Here is a 21,217-nt window from a genome sequence, read left to right as displayed (position 1 = left end):
TGACCTGTGTTTACGGCCGTACCTATGGCCGAGCCTCCGGCACGGCGTGTTCGGGGTGGGCCGGAGGGCTGGACGGGATCGTGAGGGGCAGTGGCGGGAGGGGCGTACTTACCCGGGCACGATCTAGGCTTGCTGTGTGAGTTCGGCCCCTGGCGGGAAGCCCCGCCCTAACGGTCCGCGGCGGCGGGACCGGCATGGCCGCGGTATGCGCGGTCCGCTGGCCCCGTCGAACGTGCCGATCGCCCGCGCCCGCAGCGAGCGCTTCGACGACTTCGTGCTGGACGCGGTCGACCGGCTCAAGCCGAAGTGGGGCGGGCAGCTCTCGGCGGTCGAGTTCGCCGTCGAGGAGGTCCCGCCCTCCGACGAACTGCTCGACGGGCCCGGCAGGCTCTCGTCCGACCCGATCCCCTTCGGCCGCGCCCAACCGGCCGCGGGAGGCTCCCCTGCCGTCGTCGTGGTCTACCGCCGTCCCCTGGAGGCCAGGGCGCGCGACCGCGACACGCTGGGCGCGCTCGTGCACGACGTGGTGGTCGAGCAGGTCGCCAACCTTCTGGGCCTGTCCCCCGAGACCGTCGACCCCGGCTACGACGACCGCCACTAGGCCGCCGCCGTCACAGCGGCGCCGCGCCGAGCGTGTTCAGCGCTGTCCAGCCAGGAACCTCGGGTGTTCACACCCGAGAGGAATGGTTTCCCTACTTGTGGTTTCGTTGTTACTCTCGGTGATGCAGTGGCGGGATTGAACGCACCCGGTTCGCTGGGGAACGGCTCTCCGATCCGTTATCGGCACTGCGACACGCGGCATGGCTTGCCATGCCGGGCAGTGAGTCACGCTGCCGTACGCGGCCCGAACCGTCGACGCCATCGACGGCGAGGAGCTGCAAGCTCGGTCGTTCACGACCGAGAAGCTGACGGGAGGACGACGTCCGTCGACTCGGCGATCGGCGGCACCACGGCGGAGGTCCGGGCGAGGGCCAGCGGCTGGGTGGTCAGGTACAGGCCGTCGGGGGCCCGCTCGTCCAGCACGCGCCCGCCGTACACCGGGCCCGAGCCGGGCAGCGGCAGCACGACCACGCTGTAGTCGCCCCGCCCGCCGGGGGCCGCCAGCTTGACCTCCTTGGTGCGGGACGCCGGGATGTCGACCTCCACGGGCGCGGGCGCGGCCCCCTTCACGGGCAGCGTCTGCACGCGCACCTTCCCGGCGGCGCCCGGGGCCGAGAGGATCAGCCGCGAGGAGATCTTCTTTCCGGCGCGGTTGTCGGCGACCACGCTGCCGATGTCGATGGGCGGCGCGCCCGCGCTGAACGCGACGTCCTGCTTGCTGCCGGTGCCGGTCGCCATCACGCCCGCCACGATCGGCACGTCCGCGCTCAGCACGATCGCCGCCGGCTGGCCGCCGATGCCGGTGGACAGGTCGAGCGACGCGGTGGACCCGGCGGGCACGTCCAGCGTCTCGCGGTTCTTCATGGCGTAGAAGCCGTCGGCGGTGAGCGCCTTCACCCGCACGACGGTGTCGCGCTCGCCCGGCGCCGTGACGTAGAGCTCCCGCAGCCCGCCGCCGCCGGGGATGCCCGGGACGACGATGCTCTTGGCGGGCGCGGCCGCGGCGGGCAGCCAGTCGACGCCCTTGCCCGCGCCGAGCGCGGCCCGCGCTGACGCCGCCACCCGGCCGCTGATGGTGCGCACCTCGACGGCCATGATCAGCGGCGAGGGCGCGAGGTCGCGCATCCGGATCGCCCGGTGTTCGCCGGGTTTGAGCACCACGCCGTTGCCGGAGTCGCCCACGACGGGCCCCTCTCCGGCGTAGACGAGCACGGTGACGACGGCCTGCGCGGCGTCGGCGTTCGTCAGGTAGAGCGTGACGTCGGCCGTGGAGGGCCCCGGGCCGACGAACCAGGCACTCGCGCCCGGCTCGGCGCACCGTACCGAGGCCAGCCCGCGCGCCGCGCCGTCGGTCACCCGGCTGGTCTGCGCGGCCTCCAGCCCGGCGGCCATCGCGCCGGTGCCCGAGATCTGCAGCGGCGCCGCCTTGGCGGGCACCTCCTGTTGCCAGAGCGCGCCGGGCCGGTCGAGCACGGCCCTGGCCCGGCCGTCGCCCGCGGCGTCCAGGCCCTGCGGGTCCACCGTGTTCTTGGAGACCTCCGCGACGGTGGCCCGTCCCGTGCCCTGGCCTCCGGGCGGGGTGACGGCGCTCACGCGCGCACCCCCGGGGTCGGGGCAGACGGCGGTGACGGACTCGACGGCGACCCTGCCGGGGACGGCGGCGGGCGCGGCGACGGCGGCCGGACGGGTCACGAAGGCGACGCCGAACAGCGCGGCCAGCGCCACGAGGACCAGCGCGAGGAACGTGAACCGGTTCTCGATCAGCCCACGGCCGCCGCCCGGTGCCGTACCGCCGTCGGCGCCCGCGGACGCACGCCCGCCGCCCCGGCCTCGCCGTGATCCCTCCGCCCGGCGGGTGTCCGCGTGAGCCTGCCGCCCGGCCTTGGCGTCGGCCCGCCTGGACCCGGCGCGCCTGCCTCCGGCCCGGCCCGGAACGGTCGCGCCGTCCGGCGGGACCGCGACGGTCTCGCCGTCGATCGCCCGGCCCGCGCGTCCGTAGGGCGACCCAGGATCCGCGCCCGGCGCGTCCTCCTGGGCGGGCGTCGGCCTCAGCCCCGCGAAGGGCTCAGGCGCGCCGCCGGGCACGCCTCCCCACGGCGGCGTCGTCCCACCATGACCGGCACCGTCCCACGGCGGCGTCGCCCCACCCGGGCCGGTGCCGTCCGGTCGCTGGTTCGGGTCCCTCGGTGGCTGCCACTGGGTCACGGGACCAGCACCCCCTCGGGCTCGCGTTCCGCGGGCGCCTCCGCGTAGTCCTCCGCGACCTCGGTGCCGCGCGAGCCGGGCGAGGCGAACACGAGCACGAGGGCGACGAGCCCGAGCTGGACCCACAGCCACACGTCGTGCCAGAACGATTCGTGGTGGATCGTCACGCGACCGCCCACGGCCGGCACGTCGTAGCCCTGTGCCCACCCGTCGACGGTGCGCCCGGCGAGCGTGGTGCCGCCCGCCGTGGCCGTCCACCCCCCGGCGGGCTCGGCCAGGACGAGCGTGCGCCCGGCGGGGCCCGCGGGGACGGTCGCCGTCACCCCGCCGCCCGGTGCCTCGGCCGCCGCGACGGGCGTGCGCCGCCCGTCCTGGCCGAGCAGGTAGGCGCGCCCGAGGGGCCGCGTCATGTTCCACAACCCTCCGTCGGCGGACAGGTTGACCCGCGTGAGCGCCGGGTCGGAGTCCAGTGCCCGACGCACGGCCTCGTCGACCGGGGCGGGCACGGCCACGAAGCGGACGCCGTAGGAGGCGAGCGTGAGCGCGTCGTCGCCGCCCCGGCCGGACACCACCCCGGCCACGATGTCGGTGAGCCGGGCACGCATCTGGGCGGACACCGGCAGGTCGGTCTCGCCGAGCAGGGGCGAGCGGCCGCGCAGCGCGGTGAAGCCGATGCGCCCGCCGGGCTCGGAGCGGATGACGATGGTCGTCTCGGCGGCGTCGCCGGGAGTGGTGCTCGCGGCGGCGAAGTCGCTGACGACGGCGGGAACCCCGCGCTTGAGCGGCCCGGTCACGCCGTCCTTGACCCACAGCCCCGCGACCAGCAGCGGCGTCGCGGACGCCACGACGACGACGAAGGCGGCGGCGACGCGGCGCAGGCCGCCCGTCCTGCCGAACTCCAGGACGTGGTGCCCGGTGAGGGCGGCCGCGGCGATCAGTCCGGTGGCCGCGAAGGCGAGCGGCACGCCCGGCCAGGCGGCGGCCCCCTCGACCGGGACGCGCGCGACGACGATCGCGACCAGGACGCCGAACAGGGCGACGCCCCAGCCGACGATGACGACCATCTTGTGCCGCCGGAACAGGAGGGCGGCGAGCGCGGCGGTGATCAGGCCGCCGGTCGCCCACACGGGCGGCACGCCGGGCCCGCCCGGGCTGAGCAGCAGCAACGCGTCGGCGGGCAGGCGGGGGTCGGCGAGGCCCGGCCGGTGCAGCCCGGCCTCCAGCAGGATGCGCCCGGGGTGGGAGGCGATCTGCGCCAGCCACGGGAACAGCAGAAGGATCGGGACGGCCATCGCGATGCCGAGCGAGAGCCCGACGCCGCGCCGTACGCCGCCGAAGGAGACGGCGGCGAGCCCGGCGAGCAGCGCGACCAGCACGTACACCAGCGGCGCGAACGCGGTGCCGACGGCCAGCAGCAGCCCGAGCGCCCAGGCGGCGCGGCGGGCCACGCGACGCTCGGCGGTGAGGACCCGTGAGGCGAGCGCGGCGTACGCCGGGAGCAGGACGAAGACCACGGCGGTGCCCAGCCGTCCGCCCGCGACGGCCCCGGTGGCGACCGGCAGCAGCGCGTACGAGGCGGCGAGCCAGACGCGGGCGAGCGGGAACGAGATCATCGACCGGGTGGCGATGTAGGCCGAGACGCCGGCCAGGGGCACGCAGCCGAGCAGCAGCACCGAGACGGCCAGCCATGTCTTACCGAAGAAGAGCGCCGACAGGGCGGCCACGATCGCGACGTACGGCGGGGGCCAGCCGTCGGAGCCGAGCCCGGCGGCGTGGTAGCCGGAGGTGTAGAAGTGCCAGAGGTCGGAGGCGCCGCCGACGACGGGGACGAGCGCGCCGCCGCCGAGCAGGCCGCCGGTCAGCAGTGAGCGCTCGGCGACCGCGGTGACCGCGATCAGCGCGAGACACAGCAGGACGCCCGGGTTGCCGAAGACGCGCTGCATCAGCCCGGCGTCGGTCAGAAGCTCGTCGCCCTCGTCCTCCTTGGACTCGGAGATGACGGCGTGGTGGCGGCCCGCCGAGTCGATGGGCCCGGACCCGGACAGGTAGCCCTGGACCATGTCGGCGAGCCGCCGCACGGCCATGCTCGACGGCGTGAACAGCCGTTTGACGTCTGGATAGCCCTGTTTTCGCCCCTTCTTGCGTACTTTCCGCGCCTTCATGAGGCGGAGCGGATGGGCGAGCACGGAGACGAGCGCGACGATCTCGTCCAGGGCGTTGGCCGGCTGTTTGGCGAGCAGCAGCAGGAGCGTGCGGAACAGGGAGACGACGGTGTTGCGCAGCAGCGACCACACCAGCGAGCGGAACGGCAGGTTCGCCATGATCACGAACATGGCGTTGCGCCGGTCGAGCCTGCGCGGGTGGTCGGTGCTCGCGGTGACGCGGCGGCGGCGGCGCGCGGCGGCCTCGGCGTGCCAGGCGACGGCGGCGGTGACGCTGAGGACGTGGTGCCCGGCGGAGGTCGCGCGCCAGCACAGGTCGAGGTCGTCGCGGAAGAGCGGCAGCGCCGGGTCCAGGCCGCCTAGGGCCTCCCAGACGTCGCGGCGGATCAGCATGCCGGCCGTGGAGACCGACAGCACCTGTTTCACGCCGTCGTGCTGGCCCTGGTCGTACTCGCGGGGCTCCAGTCCGGTGTCGCGGCGGCCCGAGCGGTCGACGGTGACGCCCGCTTCGAGCAGGAGGCGGCGGTCGAGCCAGTCGCGCAGTTTCGGGCCGAGGATGGCGGCCTTCTCGTCCTGCGCCGCGGCCCACAGCAGGGCCTCCAAAGCGTGGCGGTCGGGCACGCAGTCGTCGTGGAGCAGCCAGATCCACTCGTCGGCGCCCGCCCGGGGCAGGCGTTCCAGCACCGCCGCGACGGCCTCGCCGAAGCCCGTCGAGCGGGGCAGGGACATCACGCCGTTGGCGCCGAACGCCTCGGTGAGCAGCCGCCCGCTGCCGTCACGGCTGCCGTTGTCGACACCGACGAGCCGGTCGAGGGGCCGCGACTGCCGCAGCACGCCCTGCAGCGTCTCCTTCAGCCAGCGGGCGCCATCGTGGGCGACGACGATCGCGGTGACGGAGGCGCGCTGCGGGTGCACGGAGGTGGTGTCCTTGCTGGCTCGTGTGGCTTGCGCCGATCACGATACGGCACCCCGGGCATGACCGGTCCGCCACTCCGCCAAACCGGCAGGAGGCCCGTCCGCGGCGGCGCGGGTGGCACGGTCCAGGGATGGCGGGGAGCGGCGGGGCCGCGTCACGTGCCGCCGATCGGCCCCCTCACCGGCGTCAGGTCGTGGCCCCCCTGGCCGTGACCCTCCGCCGTGACCATGATCGTCGTGCACATCGGCGCAGCACTTCTGCAGTAGTAGTAACCCTCAGCCGGCCTCGCGCTTGATGCGGCGACGCTCGCGCTCGGACAATCCTCCCCAGATGCCGAACCTCTCGTCGTGCTGGAGCGCGTATTCCAGGCACTCGGCCCGGACCTCGCAGGACCGGCAGACCTTCTTCGCTTCGCGGGTCGAACCACCCTTCTCCGGAAAAAACGCCTCCGGGTCCGTCTGCGCGCACAGCGCGCGCTCTTGCCATCCCAGCTCTTCCGCGCCGAGCATCTGTGCCATGACCAGGTCGGTCACTGCACACCTCCTGCTGATCGCCCGCCCGCCCCGCAACGGAGCCCCCCTTTTTGAACACCTTCCTCAATACCCAGCGAGTGAAAGGTGTAACAACACAGTTGTAATTACACGCGTGTGCCGCGTGTGGCGTCAAGCAGCAGGACAGTATCCGGGGAAAGGCGGGCTCCGCCCCGGTACGCGGGCCTCGGCGGATATGCGGACTCACGCGCATATGCCGCCCGGCGTGCGGGGATCCCCTGCGGTCTCGAGTGATCCCCGATCTTCAATCGCTCAGCGGTCGGAACCGTACCAAGGCGACCCCTGGTCCACACCCGACCCGGCTTGATCTCTACCGGCGCTTTCCTCGGGCCTTGCCGAACGGTCCGGAGTGTAGATCGCCGTGGGGGCGATCGCCTCGTCCGTACGACCCTGGTTCATGCCGGCCCGGTCAATGTCGCGCGGCATCGGCGCGTTCAGCGGGTCGTTGTGGTACGCCGCCTTCGCGTCGACCCGGACGGTCCTCTCCGCGGGCGGGCCCTCCCAGGCCGGCTGGTACGCCTGGTCCTGGGGCGCCACGTACGGCCGAGACTCCCCGGCGGGACGGGCGTACCCGGTGGTGTCGGCGGACGCCTGCGGGTGGCCGAACGGGCTGGTGCCGTAGGAGCCGTAGTCGGGCGTCCTGACCGGGTGCGTCCCGGTGCCCGGGTAGTCTGCGGACTCCGGCGTCGCGCTCTGCGCCTGCTGGTAGCTCTGGGCCTGCTGGTAGGCCTGGCGGAGCTGCTGCTGGCGCGGGTCCGCCCCCTCCGCGTACAGCGGGGACGGGTCGGGCGCGCGCCCGTAGTCGGAGGAGTAGCCGCGCGCCGCGTCCAGCGGACTGGTCTGCGGCCCCGTCGGGGTGTAGGACGCGGGGGCGTCCAGCGGGCCGACCTGCGGGGCGGTCTGGCCGTACCCCTGGTCGAGCGGGCTGACCTGCGGAGCGGTCTGACCATACCCCGGGTCCAGCGGGCTCGGCTGCCCGTACCCCGGCCCCGGGTCCTGCTGCGGGCCGGTCTGACCGTACGCCGATCCCTGGTCCTGCGGGGTCTGACCGTAGGTCTTGTCGATCGGGTTGGTCTGCGGCCCGGTCTGACCGTACGACGGGTCGAGCGGGCTCACCTGCGGACCCGTGCGTCCGAACGCGCCGGCTTGCTGGGAGGTGGCCTGGTCGGCGGAGGCCGGGGCGGAGAGCGGCTGGGAAGGCAGGGCCTGGCGGGCGCCGGTCGTGAAGGCGTCGGCGTTGTTGAACTCTCCGCCGCCCGAGGGCGCGTACGGGGAGGCGGCCTGCGGGGCGTACGACCCGCTCGCGTGCGACGGCGCCGAGGACGGGTCGTACACCGACGCGGCCGGCTGCCCGAACGCCCCGGTACTCGGGGGCTGCTGCGCGTCCGGCTGCGGGGTGAAGGACTTCTCCTGCCTGATCGTCGGGGTGTAGGTGTCCAGCGGCTGGGAGTGCTGAGGCGCGTACGAGTCGCTTTGGGGCGCGTACGAGTCGCCGGCCGGCTCGCCCGCGGCGGCGTACGACGGCTGGGGCTGCTCGCCGAAGCGGGGCTCGGCGTGCGGCGCGAAGGGCTGCTCCGCCTGCGGCGCGTAGGAATGGTCGGCCTGCGGTGCATAGGAGTGGTCGGCCTGCGGGGCGAACTGCTGCTCGGGCCTCGGGGCGAACCGCTGGTCGCCGGGGTGGCCGGGGTACGGCTGCTCGGCCGGGTGCTGCTGCTCGCCCGCCGGGGCCGGGGGCTGCTCGGCCTGGGCGGCGTACTGCGGCTGGTAGGGGTCGGGCGCGCCGTGCCGGGGCTGGGGCTCGGGGCCGGGGCCTTGCTGCGGAGCGTGGGGACCGGGCGGCAGCGCGGGCAGCGCGGAGGCGACGGCGGGCGCGGAGACCGGGGCGTTCCCGGGGGGCGCGGAGGCGGGGGCGTTCCCGGGCGCGCCGGCGAAGCCGTTCTGGGGCGGCGGGCCGTAGGACGGCTGCCCGGCGGGGCCGTAGGCGTTGTCCCCCTGGGGGCCGTGCGGGCCGTGCGGCGGGACGAAGTTCTCTCCCTGAGGGCCCTGCGGCGGGACAAACCCGCCCGTTCCGGGCTGACCGGCGAAGCCGGGCTGGGGGGCGTACTCGCCGGGACGCGCGCCGAAGGCCTCCTGGCGGGGACGCGCGGCGGAGGGCGCGGCGGCCGGGACGACGGAGAGCAGGTACACCGCGCCCACGGCGGCGAGCGCCAGGGCGGGCAGGCCGCTCACCAGGTTGCCCAGCAGGCCGGACCCGCCGACGAGGGCGCCGACGAGGGCCAACAGGCCGAGCAGCGTGGCGAGGGCCAGCGCGGCGGCGGCGATCAGGTTGACCAGGCGGGCGTGGGCGAGCGGCTCACCGAAGCGCGTGGCGAGGACGACCGCCCCGACGGCGAGCGCGACGTTGACCGGGGAGATCACCGTGTACAGCGTGAGGGCCGCCTGCGTCGCGAACGGGACGCCGCCGGTGCCGATGACCAGGTTCCACGCGCCGGTCAGCACGTTGGCACAGACCACCACGAGCATGATCCATGCCGCCGGCTCCCGTAGCCGTCCAGGCTCGACTTTGACCACAACTACCCCCCAATGGGTCCATACGGCACCTCGCAGTTTTGCACATGCGCCTAGATTCAGGGCGGCAGTCTCAAGAACCTCAATTAGCACATAAGGCACCGATCAATGCCTTTAACGCCAATGTCACCACCTATGACCTGGGCTTTCACCGCCACGACCGACGACGCGCCCGGGCCGGGATCACGCGAGAAGACGGCAGTGGAACACTTGACAGCATGCGCATCGTGTCCCTGGCCGGTGGAATCGGCGGCGCCCGCTTTCTGCGGGGCCTGCGAGCCGCGGCCCCCGACGCCGAGATCACCGTCATCGGAAACACCGGCGACGACATCACCCTCTTCGGCCTCCGAGTGTGCCCCGACCTCGACACCGTCATGTACACCCTCGGCGGCGGCATCAACCCCGAGCAGGGCTGGGGCCGCGACGGCGAGAGCCACGTCGTCAAGTCCGAGCTCGCCGCGTACGGCGTGGAACCACAGTGGTTCGGCCTCGGCGACAAGGACTTCGCCACCCACATCGTCCGCACGCAGATGCTGGGCGCCGGCTACCCCCTCTCGGCGGTCACCGAGGCCCTGAGCGTGCGCTGGAACCCCGGCGTCCGGCTCATCCCCATGACCGACGACCGCGCCGAGACCCACGTCGTCATCGAGGACGACCAGGGCAGGCGCGCGATCCACTTCCAGGAGTGGTGGGTGCGGCTGCGGGCCTCCGTCCCCGCCCGGCAGATCGTCCTGGTCGGCGCGGAGGACGCCAAGCCCGCGCCGGGCGTGATCGAGGCCATCCGCGACGCGGACGTCGTCGTGCTCCCGCCCTCCAACCCGGTGGTGAGCATCGGCACGATCCTCCAGATCCCCGGCATCCGCGACGCCCTTGAGCAGAAGGTCGTCGTCGGGGTCTCCCCCATCATCGGCGGCGCCCCGGTGCGCGGCATGGCCGACGCCTGCCTCACCGCGATCGGCGTCGAGACCACCGCCCAGGCGGTCCTGGAGCTGTACGGCTCGCGCCTGCTCGACGGGTGGCTGGTCGCCGAGCAGGACGCCGGCGTCGCGCTGGACGGGGTTCGCGTCCAGGCCAGGCCGCTGCTCATGACCGACCTGGACACCACCGCCGACATCGCCCGCGCCGCGCTGGAGCTCGCCCGATGACCCACCAGAACATCGAGATCCGCCCGGTACCCGGCCTGCCCGAGGTGCGTCCCGGCGACGACCTCGCCGCGCTGATCGCCGCGGCGGTCCCCGGCCTCGCCGAGGGCGACATCCTCGTCGTCACCTCCAAGATCGTGAGCAAGGCCGAGGGCCGGGTACGGCAGGGCGCCGACCGCACCCAGGCCATCGCCGAGGAGACCGTGCGCGTCGTCGCCCGGCGCGGCGACACCGTCATCTCCCAGACCCGGCACGGCTTCGTCATGGCCGCCGCCGGGGTGGACGCCTCCAACACCGAGCCCGGCACCGTCCTTCTCCTGCCCACGGACCCCGACGCCTCGGCGCGCCGGATCCGCGCGGGCCTGCCGGTGAAGGCCGGGGTGATCCTCTCCGACACCTTCGGCCGGCCGTGGCGCAACGGGCTCACCGACGTCGCGATCGGCGCGGCCGGCGTCCGCCCGTTCGCCGACTTCCGCGGCATGTCCGACGGCTACGGCAACCCGCTGATGGCCACGCTCACCGCGCTGGTCGACGAGATCGCCGCCGCGGCCGAGCTGGTCAAGGGCAAGCTCGACGGGGTGCCGGTGGCCGTCGTCCGCGGCCTGTCCCACCTGGTGACCGACGAGGACGGTCCCGGGGTGCGCCCGCTGGTGCGGCCCGCCGACGAGGACATGTTCCGGTACGGCTCCGCCGACGTGGTGTTCGCGCGCCGGACGATCCGGGAGTTCTCCGCCGAGCCGGTGGACCCGGCGTCCGTCAGGCGGGCGGTGAACGCCGCGATCAGCGCGCCCGCCCCCCACCACACCACGCCGTGGCGCTTCGTGCTGCTGGAGTCGGCGTCCACGCGTGAGAAGCTGCTGGACACCATGCTGGAGGCCTGGGTGCGCGACCTGCGGGCCACGGGCTTCACCGAGGAGTCGATCGCGCGCCGGGTACGGCGCGGCGACGTCTTGCGCCGCGCGCCGTACCTCGTGGTGCCCTGCCTGGTGATGGACGGCTCGCACACCTACCCCGACGATCGCCGCAACACCGCCGAGCGCGAGATGTTCGTCGTCGCCATGGGGGCGGGCGTGCAGAACCTGCTGGTGCAGCTCGCTGTCGAGGGGCTGGGCTCGGCGTGGGTGTCCTCGACGATGTTCTGCCGCGACGTCGTCCGCGAGGTGCTCGACATCCCGGGCACATGGGACCCGATGGGCGCCGTGGCGGTGGGCCACGCCGCCACCCCGCCCCGCGACCGCCCACCGCGCGAGGCCGCCGACTTCATCCTCACCCGCTGACCGCCCCCGGGCCCCGCCGCCCCGCCTGGCCACCAGGCCCCCGTCGCCATCGGCCGACCCATCATCAGTGGACGGCCCGTGTTCACCAGCCGACCTGTCGTCCGCATGGTCACCGGCCCACCTGTCTTCACCACCTCCGTCGTGATCGGGGGACCCACGCGGCGACGGCCGGGGCGACGGACAGCCGGTCGCGGGCTGCGGGTTTTCGCGCGCGCGGTGCCCACTCGTGATCGCCCGGTGTGCTGCCCTCCACCTCGTCGCGGTGCTCCTCATCCGGCAGCGGGTCGGCGAGGAGTGGTACGGCGAATCCGGCGCCTCTGTGCGGTGGGTCACCCGGTGAACGATCTTGGACGCGCATAGGCTCTGTCGTTCATGGACACCGATCACCCGCCCCTGGTGGCCGAGGCCACGGCCCGCGCACGTGCCCAGGCGTTCCCGTACTCGTGTGACCCCGTCACCGGTCGGCTGCTCGCGGTGCTCGCGGCCCGCGTCCCCCCGTCGGGTCACGTCCTGGAGATCGGGACGGGGCTCGGCGTCGGCACCGCCTGGATCACCACGGGTCTTCTGCCCCGCACGGACGTTACCGTGATCACCGTCGAGCAGGACGCTGCGAGGTCGGCGCGCGCGGCCGAGGGCGACTGGCCGACCTTCGTGCACTTCCATATCGGGGAGGTGCCGCCGCTGGGCCTCGGCCCGTTCGACCTGATCTTCGCCGACGCCGCCGCGGGCAAGCATGAGGGGCTGGAGGCGACGATCGCCGCCCTCGCCCCGCGCGGGACGCTGGTGGTGGACGACATGCGGCCCATGCCCGACTGGCCGGCCGACTTCGCCGAGCGGCAGCACGGGGTCAGGCGCGCGCTGTTCGCCCATGCCGACCTGGTCGCGGCCGAGCTGTCCGACGGGTCAGGAGTGATCCTCGCCACCCGGCGCGGGTGAGGCGGACAACGACCTGCGGCAGACGTAGGCCAGGCCCGGCGGGATGTTGCGCCAGACCGGGCCGGTGATCAGAACCTCCTCGAAGGCCCGGCCGAGACGCCGCCGGAACTCGTGGGCGCCGCGCAGGAGCAGCGCGGGCAGGTACGTCACCGTCGTGAACGCCCCGGCCGGGGTGAGCACCCCGCCGATCTCCTCCAGCATCCGCACCTGGCGCGGGACCGGGAACAGCGACCAGGGCAGCGTGCTGACGACCGCGTCCACCCGGCCCACCCCGGCCGAGGCGAGCAAAGCCCCGAGGTCGGCGGCGTCCCCGTGCAGGACCTCCAGCCAGGGCCGGGTCCGGCGCAGGTGGTCCACCATCGCCGGGTCCACGTCGATGGCGATCTGCCGGCCGCCGGGGGCGATCCTGCCCCGGATCGCCTCACTGATCGGCCCGGTGCCCGCGCCGAGCTCCACCACGACCGGCGTCCCCGAGGAGGGGACGATCGTGGTGAGCGCCCGCGCCAGCGCGGGAGAACTCGGCGCCACGGCCCCGACGACGCGCTGCCTGCGCAGCGCCACCCCCATGAAGGCCCGCAGGTCCGCGGCACGACCACCCGCGGCTTCCAGGTCTTCCGTCCGCGTGCCGACCTGGCCCGCGCCCTCGGCGTCCCCACCGGCGACCGTGTCCGGCAGGAGCCGCGCTGTCTCGTTCATGACCGGCAATCAGACCGCCGCGGCCCTCCGGCGCGCAGGGGGACGAAGCCTAGTCTTGGGGGTATGGCCGGCCCTACCCCCAAGGTGGGCCAGGCCACCTGTCAAGGCGTCGTGAGCAGGCCCTACCGTCGTGTGGGTGCGACCTCGACATGCCTGGCGGACCCTCGCCCGGTGGGACCTGATCATCTCGGCCTGGCCGTGGCGCGCGATGGCCTACCTGCTGACCGGCGTGGCCGTCGGCGGCGTCGTGCTCGTGCTGTTCGTGACCTCGCTGGTCGCGGGCGCCGTCCTGACGCTGGTGCTGATCGGCATCCCGATTGTGCTGGCCATGGGGCTCGGCGGTGTCCCGGTCGCCGCGCTGGAGCGTCGGCGGCTGCGCCTCATCGAGGACGAACCGGTCCCCACCCCGCACCTGGACCCGAAGCGGCCGGGACTGTGGGCCTGGGTCGAGTGGCGCTACAAGGAGCAGGCCACGTGGCGCGAGCTGGCGTACACGGGGTTGCTGGTCGTGGTGCTCTGGCCCGCCGAGCTGGCGGTGGTCCTCTACGGCCTGGTGACACCGACGACGATGATCTTCACCCCGTACGGCGTCGCGGAGGTGGGCAGCCTCAACGTCCTCAAGGTGTGGCTGGTGGACACCTATCCGGAGGCCTTCGCGATGAGTGCGCTCGGCGTGCTCGGGCTGGCCCTGGCCGCCTACCCGCTGACGGCGCTGGCGATGGGCCACGCCATGCTGGCCCGGCTGCTGCTGGCCCCCCGCGACGACGAGCGAGGCGAGCGGCTGGCCGAGCTGACGCGCTCGCGCACCCGGCTGCTGGAGGCGTTCGAGTCCGAGCGGCGGCGCATCGAGCGCGACCTGCACGACGGCGCGCAGCAACGGCTGATCTCGCTCACCATGACGCTCGGCCTGGCCCGGGTGACGCGCGGCGAGGAGGCCGCGGAGCTCGTCGGACAGGCGCACGAGCAGGCCAAACTCGCCCTGGCCGAGATCCGCGACCTGATCCGCGGCATCCACCCGCGCATCCTCACCGACCGCGGGCTGCCCGCCGCCGTGGCGGACGTCGCCGACCGGTCCCCCGTGCCCGTCGAGGGCTCCGTCGAGTGCCCGCGCCTGCCCGAGGCGATCGAGTCGGTCGCCTACTTCGTGGTGTGCGAGGCGCTGGCCAACGTCGCCAAGCACAGCCAGGCCCGGCTCGCCACGATCGACGGCCAGGTGGACGACGGGCTGCTCGTCGTGGAGATCCGCGACGACGGCGTGGGCGGCGCGGACGCGACTGCCGGCACGGGCCTGGCCGGCCTGGCCGACCGCGTCTCGGTGGTGGACGGCAGACTCATGCTGTCCAGCCCGCCCGGCGGGCCGACCCTGCTACGTGTGGAGATCCCGTGCGCGACGACGGCCGCCTGACAGTAGTGATCGCCGAGGACGGCGTACTGCTGCGCGAAGGGCTGTCCGGTCTGCTGGCCCGATTCGGCCACCACGTGGCCGCCTCCGTGGGCGACGCCGAGTCCCTGATGGCCGCCGTGGCCGAGCACGCCCCCGACATCGTGGTCACGGACGTGCGCATGCCGCCCGGCTACGCCGAGGAGGGGCTGCGCGCCGCCGTGGCACTGCGGGCGGCGAACCCGCGCCTGGCCGTGCTCGTCCTCAGCCAGTACGTCGAGCAGACCTACGCCTCCGAACTGCTGGACTCCGGGGACGGCACTGGGGTCGGCTACCTGCTGAAGGACCGCGTCGGCGACGTCGAGGAGTTCGTTGACGCCCTGCGCACGGTCGCGGGCGGCGGCACGGTGGTGGACCCGGAGGTGGTCAGGCAATTGCTCCGCCGCCGCCGTGACCCGCTGACCCGGCTCAGCCCGCGCGAACGCGAGGTCCTCGCCCTCATGGCCGAGGGCCGCTCCAACACGGCCATCGCCCGCGCCCTGGTCGTCTCCGAGGCGGCGGTGGGCAAACACATCGGCAACATCCTCACCAAACTGGACCTCCCCCCGACCAGGACGCCCACCGCCGCGTCCTCGCCGTCGTCACTTACCTACGCGGCTGACCCCGCTTCGGCCAGCGCGACGCCGTTCCCCACATTGATGCCCGTGCAGATATGAAAGGGCGCCCGACTCACGCCGAAGAGATTGCGCCACCTTAAAAGCGATATCGATGCTATCGGCGGGATGTCCGACTTTTTGGGGTTGCGGGAAGGCCTTGGATGCGGTTTTCTGTGGCATGCGGGACACCGTTTCCTTGCCGGTTCTTGATTCGCCTCTCCAAGAGTGCTTCGGGGCTCTACTGTGCGTAAGCGAATACCGACGACGGCCCCGTAAAGGCGCGGTTGTCCCCCGTTGCATTCAGTTGCATTCCGTTGCGTGGAGGGTCAGGTGCCAAAACCGCAGACGACCAACCCGGAGTCCTCCCCGGCAGCCCGTTTCGGCTACGAGCTGCGCAGACTCCGCATGGAAGTACACATGACCCAGTCCCAGCTGGGCGGCAAGCTCGGCTACACGGGAGCCGCGATGGGCGCGATAGAAAGAGGACTACGCCTCCCGCAGCAACGAGAACTCGTCGAACAGTGCGACGAGGCCCTCGGCGTCAACGGCGCCCTACTCCAAGTCTGGGAACAGTGCCGCTCCGACGGCAACCAGCGCTGGTTCTACCCGTGGCTCGAGGCCGAGCAGCAGGCTCTTACTCTGCGCACCTGGCAGCCCCTCCTCGTCCCCGGCCTCCTCCAGACACCCGACTACGTACGGGCCATCTTCCTCGGAAAGGCCGGCATGACGTCCGAAGCGATCGACAAGGTGGTGGAGGCCCGAATCGATCGACAAGCCATCTTCAGGGGTGACCATCCGCCTAGAATGTGGGCGGTCCTGGACGAGGGCGTCTTCCAACGGCCCATAGGCGGTGCGTCCGTCATGGAGGGGCAGATGAAGCACCTCTTGACGATGGCCGAGCATCCATGTATAGCGATCCAGATAGTCCCACTCGCGGTGTCCTGCACCGCAGGATTGTTGGGCGGTTTCATCCTCGCGCGGCTACGAGACGGTCGCGAGGTCGTATACCTAGATTCCGCCGGTAAGGGACAGGTAACTGCCCAGGGCAAGGAAGTGCGAGATATCCAGATACGCTACGAAACAATACGCACGTTCGCGCTTCCGCATGACCTCTCACTCGATCGGATCAAGGAGTGGATGATTAAATGGACGACCTGACTAGTGCCAGGTGGGTCAAGTCCTCGTACAGCGGCGACAACGGCGGAGACTGCGTCGAGCTTGCCGCGCTGTCCAGCCTTGGCATGGCGGTTCGTGACAGCAAGCGCCCCCACGGGCCGGTGCTCCGCGTCCCAATCACCGAGTGGGCCGCATTCCGCCAGAGCCTCAAGTCCGGCGACTTCGACACCCTGACAACCTGACCCTCGTTGTGAGCGGGACCTGCCCCCCAGGGCGGGTCCCGCTGACCAACCGCAAAACGGCGGTATCCCAGCGAGACACCAGCCCCTCGATTCCGGACACGGAGACGATGCCACACGGTCGATCCGACCGCCGCCAGATGGGTCAAGTCCTCGTACAGCAGTGACAACGGTGGTGACTGCGTCGAAGTGGCCAAGTTGTCCGTCGAGGGCATGGCGCTTCGTGACAGCAAGCGTCCGCACGGGCCAGTGCTCCGTATCCCCGCCACCGAGTGGGCCGCATTCCGCAACAGCCTCAAGTCCGGCGAGCTGAGCGCCTGAACTAGGCAAGCACCTGACCACAGAAGACAACGGGACCTGCACCCTAGTTCGGTCTTGATGCCCGCTTTGACCCAGCTCAAGGCGGCCCGCGTTGTGCTGGTTCCAGTTTGGCCGCGCTGTCCACTGAAATGCCTGTCCTCTGCGGCGACCCCGCCGAGGACAGGCTCTCATCACTCGCAGTTGCCCGCTGGCACGATGTAGCAGGTGTGCATCGAGTCCAGCCATTCCTTATCGATCTCCCGGCCGACCATCCTGCCGATGGCGGTCAGCGCGGAGGTAAAACTCTCGCGCGGATCGACCCCGGGCTCGCCAGGCTTCCCCCCGTCTATGTTGAAGCGCAAGCCGTGCAGGTAAGGGTCGAGCGCGTCCGGGTCGCGACCGGACCGGTAACTCGTGTCGAACATATTGAGGACGGTGATCAGCTCCCCGCCCATGGCGTATTTCAGCGTGTTGTCGCCCTGGAAATCCCAGCTGATTCCCAGTGTCCGCCTGTTGTTCTCCGATAACGCGGACAGCGCTTCGTCCTCGGTACAGCGGTAGTCGCCGATGAGCACAACCCAGGCGCCGATCGTCCCCACGAGCAAGCCGCTGTCCTCATCACCGCTTCCGTCGGAGCCGGGCCCCCACCCGACGAAGGTGGCCGGTATGGCGGTGTCCGGGTCGGCGTTCAGGAGAAGAACGGCTTCCTCGACGGCGATGCCTTCGCACCACACGGCGTAGAACTGCCACATCGAAACATCGCTGTCGTCATAGGAGCCGAGCAGCTCGTACAGCCTTTCGGTTGGCTTCATGGCCTTTAACCTCCTGGATAGAAGATCGCACTGGGTGCCGCCCGGCCAGTCTAGCCGGGCGGCGGTCCCTTGCGAGTTCGTGGAATCAGGGCGTCGGCGTGCCCTTGACACTCACCCAGATTCGGTCGCCGTTAGGCCGCGTGGCGCCTTCCGGCACAAGCACGCGGTAACGGGCGTAGAATACCGTGAGATACCAGCCGTCGCTCCTATTATTTGAAAAAGGTACGCCGCGGACAGAGTAGTTACCGTCCCCCCATCCGGGGCCCTCCTTGACAGTGTTGAACGGGAACTCATCGCAGTCCCCGACCACCTTCGCCGCACGGCATGCCTTGTCTCTCTCTGAGTTCTGAACCTGTTCCCAGGTCCGCCCATCCGGGTCCCCGGGGCGGAGTTCTTTTTTGTTGATCCGATTCAATGGGGCCCGGGCTCCAGCCGTCTTCCCGTCCCAGTTACCGGGGACCACCTTTGTGCCTGGCACCTTCTTGGGGTCTGTGATATCGGGAGTGTTGAACGCTGCCCACACGTGCGCGGCGACCGGCCCCCGCTTGGCATGCTGAACATCCATCTGGTAGATACGGCTAACGTCCGGGAAAATGCAGGCGCCCGTGTAGCGGACGTGCAGTTCTTCCCGCCAGTTTGGGGGGCTGCCTGGACCCATGGCCTCGTCGTCGCAGCGGACGGTCGGCGGAGTCCATATCCCATTCTGCCGATCATCGTCGAGCTTGCCCCAGAGCGGGAAACTCGTCGGCCCTACGCTGGTGATGAGGTCTCGGATATTCACCCAGGGGAACATGCTGCACCTGCGTACCGCCCCGCTGGTGCTCTCGGACTTGAAACGGTAGTACCGCATCGTGTCGTTCCATTCATTGACACGGGCCTCGCGATCACCGTTGATCGTTTTGGTGCATGTCGAGTCGGTGGTGCCCGGCTTCGCCGTCACCGACAGTTTCAAGCGCGAGTTTCCTATGCCGGTCACCTCGTCGAAATCGATCTGGTCGAGCGCGACCCACATTGAGATGTCTTTCGGCGTCAGGAGGTCAGTTACACCGTCGCTGCCCTGGTTCCGGATCCCTGTCCCATTTCTCGTGCCGAGGTAGGTGTTGATCACAGTGGTGGCACGAATTATCAGGTCCATGCCCTCCGAGCCGTCGGGCAGCTTCATCCTCTTTTTTTTCTTGCGGTCGGGATCGTCGAGGTCATCGACCCACATGCTGATCCCGAACCATCTGACGGAGCATCCACTGAAGACGGTGGCGTCAGTCCAGATGCCCCATATGGCCTCCTTGGGAGCCTTTGACCGGCAGGTGTTCAGGGTGAAGTGCTTGTACTCCACGTCGCGTGGCGACTGGCCCACCAAGGGCGATTCCGTCACCTTAGCGGTGGCCGGCTGAGAGGTCGCCGCTGATGGAGAGGTCACCGCCGCTGGACCGGCGGCGAGCAAGTTGACTTCACCTGCGGTGAGCGGCCGCTGGTAGCCGCGCACGTCATCGAGGTCGCCGCGCATGCTTGTGCCCAACGTCATGACGGCTTCAGGGTTCCACACAGAAAAGCTGACCGGTGCGGACTTGACCAGGTTGCCGTTGAGGTACAGCGTCGCGGTCTTAGCCACAACGTCGTACACACCGGCGAGGTGGAACCACTCATTAACCGGCGGTTCGACGTTGGACAGCACACCCTCGGTCGTCGCGTCGGCGGTGTCGGCGCTGGTGAAGGTAAACACCAGACCGCGATCGGGGGTGTTGCCAAGGCGGAAGGGAGCCTGGTGAGCGCCCTTCTGCTCAAGGATCCTGTAGTCGCCGTCCTTGTCACTCCACCGTAACCAGGCGCTGACGGTAAAGCTCTGGTCCGTGCGGAGCACCGGCTCGGCGGTCTGCGCCAGCGGTTCCTCTGGGGGCTGGATGCTGCTGACGACCCAGCGCGTCAACTCTGATGCGAATTTCACGTCGACCCAGTAGTTGCCACCACCGTAGGTACTAACGGGGAACTGGGAAGCCTGGCCGTGACCGTAGACGCCGTTGCCGCCGTACACACCCGTGGTGGCCGGAGCATGCAGCGGCGGACTGTCCGTCGCTGCGGCGAAGTAGCCGGCGTCGAACGCGTAGTGTCCGGCGGGGGCGAAGTACGACGCCACATATGTCGTCCCTGAAGTCACCTGAACCGGCGCGGCGAAGGTGAGCGTCTGCCACCCGGATTCGGTCTCCCCCGTGAACGTCCCCGTCGCCAGATTCAGCCCGGAGGCGGTCCACAGGTTCCCGATGTGCGTTCCGGTGTTCCCCGGCCCCTTGTAGAACCGAACCCCCGTAATGAATCCGGGCTTGTCGGCGGTGAACTTCACCCCCAACTCCAATGGGCCAGGGTCTGTAGAGGCAGCGGTCCCCGGGGTCGCCGCCGCACCGAACAGATGCGAGGTGCGCACCATCGATAGAGCAGGATCGGGCTGGCCCTGGTTGGGGACGAACTCGACATCCACCCAGTAATTGCCTCCGTGATAGCTGCCGGATGGCATCGTTGAGGAGGGGCCGTAGGCGTAGACACCGTTGCCGCCGTACACCTCCGTAGTGGCCGGGGCGTGCAGTGGAGGGCTGTCGGTGGCCGTGCTGAAGTAGTCGTCGTTGAACGCGTAGTGTCCGACGGGGGCGAAGTAGGACGCCACATATGTGGCGCCGGGAACCACCTGGACCGGCGCGGCGAAGGTGAGCGTCTGCCAGCCGGATTCGCTCTCGTCGGTGAACGTCCCGGTCGCCAGATTCAGCCCGGAGGTGGTCCACAGGTTCCCGATGTGCGTTCCGGTGTTCCCCGGCCCCTTGTAGAACCGAACCCCCGTAATGAGGCCGGGCTTGTCGGCGGTGAACTTCACCCCCAGCTCCACCGGGTCGGATTCATCAACCGCCGCGACCGCCGGAGTGTCCGTATCGACGAAAAGGCGCGCGGGGGTGGTCCCGGGCACGCTGACCGCCGTAAAGACGGTCCTGACCCCATCCGCGGCGGTGTGGGTGAACTGGGTCGGTGAATCCCTGATCACTTTGGAAGCGTCGGCAGGGTCGGACTCACGCTTGTAGGTGCCATCCGCCTGCCGGGTGTAGGTGAGCTGAGAGCCGTCCGCACCGGTTAACAGCACGTACCCGTTGTCAGAGTGATCCTCGAACGTCATGCCCGACACCGGCGAACCGCCCGCCAGCGCACCTGTACCGGCAGCCTGCGCCTCCGAAGGCGAGTTCGAAACTGCGTTTCCGCTCTTTCCGGTGATCCAGCGGGCCGTGTCGCTCAGAGTGGCGGTATGGCCCTTTCCTGAGGAGTCGGCTGCGGTGCCGCCTGAGCCCTCGTTGAAAGTCCAATGCGCGCTTTCCTCCACCTGAATCTCGAAGGACCAGATGAATGGCGTCATGGGGTTGGCTGAAGCGTCGGTGGCCTCAGCGATCTCTGCGGTGTACCTGGTACCGGGTGTCAGCCGCTGCGCCGGTGTGAAGGTAAAAACCTTCTTCGAGGCGTCACCAGCTACGGATCCCTGTATGGGCATTCCTGATGCGTCCTTCAGCGACACCATTGGCTCCCAGACGGGCTCGCTGACCCAGATCTTTCACGATCATGATCAAGCTTTCCTGAGGTCGTGTTGATCATGGTGTTGGGTGCAGAGTTCCGGGTTCGGGCATGCCGAAAGCC

14 protein-coding genes and 2 pseudogenes are annotated in these 21,217 nt (G+C 70.8%); 9 read left to right on the top strand and 7 right to left on the bottom strand.

Features of this window, described 5'->3' with window-relative positions:
* Positions 1–205 precede the first annotated feature (205 nt).
* On the top strand, positions 206–601 hold the full coding sequence (locus tag AB0M95_RS21745; protein ID WP_358516495.1) for a metallopeptidase family protein: 396 nt from the start codon (positions 206–208) through the stop codon (positions 599–601).
* A gap of 290 nt (positions 602–891) precedes the next feature.
* On the opposite strand, the gene AB0M95_RS21740 is transcribed toward AB0M95_RS21745, so the two are convergent.
* The 4 genes from AB0M95_RS21740 to AB0M95_RS21725 form a co-directional block, all read right to left on the bottom strand.
* Positions 892–2,805: a DUF5719 family protein gene (locus tag AB0M95_RS21740; RefSeq protein WP_363767361.1), complete on the bottom strand. Its 1,914-nt coding sequence runs from the start codon at positions 2,803–2,805 to the stop codon at positions 892–894.
* Positions 2,802–5,882, bottom strand: coding sequence for a glycosyltransferase (locus tag AB0M95_RS21735; protein WP_363767358.1), 3,081 nt, complete (start codon positions 5,880–5,882; stop codon positions 2,802–2,804). Before AB0M95_RS21735 ends, AB0M95_RS21740 begins: the two co-directional genes overlap by 4 nt.
* Before the next feature lie 276 nt (positions 5,883–6,158).
* Positions 6,159–6,401 carry a WhiB family transcriptional regulator gene (locus AB0M95_RS21730; protein ID WP_184889896.1) on the bottom strand — a complete coding sequence of 81 codons (243 nt, stop codon included), beginning with the start codon at positions 6,399–6,401 and terminating at the stop codon, positions 6,159–6,161.
* Positions 6,402–6,686: 285 nt separating this feature from the next.
* Positions 6,687–9,005 carry a hypothetical protein gene (locus AB0M95_RS21725; protein ID WP_363767355.1) on the bottom strand — a complete coding sequence of 773 codons (2,319 nt, stop codon included), beginning with the start codon at positions 9,003–9,005 and terminating at the stop codon, positions 6,687–6,689.
* A 215-nt stretch (positions 9,006–9,220) separates the two neighbouring features.
* On the opposite strand from AB0M95_RS21725, the gene cofD reads away from it, so the two are divergent.
* The 3 genes from cofD to AB0M95_RS21710 all read left to right on the top strand — a co-directional run bounded on the left by cofD (position 9,221) and on the right by AB0M95_RS21710 (position 12,357).
* A complete protein-coding gene (cofD, locus tag AB0M95_RS21720) occupies positions 9,221–10,147 on the top strand; it encodes a 2-phospho-L-lactate transferase (RefSeq protein WP_363767352.1) in 927 nt (308 codons plus the stop codon).
* Positions 10,144–11,421: a coenzyme F420-0:L-glutamate ligase gene (locus AB0M95_RS21715; protein WP_363767349.1), complete on the top strand. Its 1,278-nt coding sequence runs from the start codon at positions 10,144–10,146 to the stop codon at positions 11,419–11,421. Before cofD ends, AB0M95_RS21715 begins: the two co-directional genes overlap by 4 nt.
* 372 nt (positions 11,422–11,793) lie before the next feature.
* Complete coding sequence (locus tag AB0M95_RS21710) at positions 11,794–12,357, top strand: class I SAM-dependent methyltransferase (protein WP_363767346.1); 564 nt, start codon at positions 11,794–11,796, stop codon at positions 12,355–12,357.
* Here the strand turns inward: AB0M95_RS21710 and AB0M95_RS21705 are convergent.
* Entirely contained in the window at positions 12,325–13,053 is a 729-nt protein-coding gene (locus AB0M95_RS21705; RefSeq protein WP_363767343.1) for a methyltransferase domain-containing protein, read from the bottom strand. The genes AB0M95_RS21710 and AB0M95_RS21705 overlap by 33 nt on opposite strands.
* A gap of 136 nt (positions 13,054–13,189) precedes the next feature.
* Here AB0M95_RS21705 and AB0M95_RS21700 point away from each other — a divergent pair, with 136 nt between their 5' ends.
* The 5 genes and pseudogenes from AB0M95_RS21700 to AB0M95_RS21680 all read left to right on the top strand — a co-directional run.
* Positions 13,190–14,458, top strand: a complete 1,269-nt coding sequence (locus tag AB0M95_RS21700) for a sensor domain-containing protein (protein WP_363767340.1) — start codon at positions 13,190–13,192, stop codon at positions 14,456–14,458.
* A pseudogene (locus tag AB0M95_RS21695) lies at positions 14,455–15,095 on the top strand (response regulator transcription factor). The gene AB0M95_RS21700 and the pseudogene AB0M95_RS21695 overlap by 4 nt, the downstream one beginning before the upstream one ends.
* A gap of 313 nt (positions 15,096–15,408) precedes the next feature.
* Complete coding sequence (locus AB0M95_RS21690) at positions 15,409–16,248, top strand: helix-turn-helix transcriptional regulator (protein ID WP_363767337.1); 840 nt, start codon at positions 15,409–15,411, stop codon at positions 16,246–16,248.
* Positions 16,236–16,448: a DUF397 domain-containing protein gene (locus AB0M95_RS21685; protein WP_363767334.1), complete on the top strand. Its 213-nt coding sequence runs from the start codon at positions 16,236–16,238 to the stop codon at positions 16,446–16,448. Before AB0M95_RS21690 ends, AB0M95_RS21685 begins: the two co-directional genes overlap by 13 nt.
* 144 nt (positions 16,449–16,592) lie before the next feature.
* A pseudogene (locus AB0M95_RS21680) lies at positions 16,593–16,766 on the top strand (DUF397 domain-containing protein); the annotation flags it as partial.
* 170 nt (positions 16,767–16,936) lie between these two features.
* Here AB0M95_RS21680 and AB0M95_RS21675 read toward each other — a convergent pair.
* Together AB0M95_RS21675 and AB0M95_RS21670 are read right to left on the bottom strand one after the other, a co-directional pair.
* Positions 16,937–17,557, bottom strand: a complete 621-nt coding sequence (locus tag AB0M95_RS21675; RefSeq protein WP_363767331.1) for a DUF6461 domain-containing protein — start codon at positions 17,555–17,557, stop codon at positions 16,937–16,939.
* Between the two features lie 85 nt (positions 17,558–17,642).
* A complete protein-coding gene (locus tag AB0M95_RS21670; protein ID WP_363767328.1) occupies positions 17,643–21,101 on the bottom strand; it encodes a DUF4082 domain-containing protein in 3,459 nt (1,152 codons plus the stop codon).
* Positions 21,102–21,217 lie beyond the last annotated feature (116 nt).

The sequence above is a fragment of the Sphaerisporangium sp. NPDC051017 genome, assembly GCF_040683095.1.
In the GTDB taxonomy this organism is placed as follows: domain Bacteria; phylum Actinomycetota; class Actinomycetes; order Streptosporangiales; family Streptosporangiaceae; genus Sphaerisporangium.
The sequence above is the reverse complement of the archived record's forward strand: the minus strand, read 5'-3'. Positions and strand labels throughout refer to the sequence as shown.

Excerpts from the sequence above, each read along its gene's own strand:
- AB0M95_RS21745 (WP_358516495.1), top strand. The coding sequence starts at position 206 with ATGCGCGGTCCGCTGGCCCCGTCGAACGTGCCGATCGCCCGCGCCCGC.
- AB0M95_RS21685 (WP_363767334.1), top strand. The coding sequence starts at position 16,236 with ATGGACGACCTGACTAGTGCCAGGTGGGTCAAGTCCTCGTACAGCGGC.
- AB0M95_RS21730 (WP_184889896.1), bottom strand. The coding sequence starts at position 6,401 with ATGGCACAGATGCTCGGCGCGGAAGAGCTGGGATGGCAAGAGCGCGCG.
- AB0M95_RS21670 (WP_363767328.1), bottom strand. The coding sequence starts at position 21,101 with ATGGTGTCGCTGAAGGACGCATCAGGAATGCCCATACAGGGATCCGTA.
- AB0M95_RS21710 (WP_363767346.1), top strand. The coding sequence starts at position 11,794 with ATGGACACCGATCACCCGCCCCTGGTGGCCGAGGCCACGGCCCGCGCA.
- AB0M95_RS21705 (WP_363767343.1), bottom strand. The coding sequence starts at position 13,053 with ATGAACGAGACAGCGCGGCTCCTGCCGGACACGGTCGCCGGTGGGGAC.
- AB0M95_RS21675 (WP_363767331.1), bottom strand. The coding sequence starts at position 17,557 with ATGAAGCCAACCGAAAGGCTGTACGAGCTGCTCGGCTCCTATGACGAC.
- AB0M95_RS21715 (WP_363767349.1), top strand. The coding sequence starts at position 10,144 with ATGACCCACCAGAACATCGAGATCCGCCCGGTACCCGGCCTGCCCGAG.
- cofD (WP_363767352.1), top strand. The coding sequence starts at position 9,221 with ATGCGCATCGTGTCCCTGGCCGGTGGAATCGGCGGCGCCCGCTTTCTG.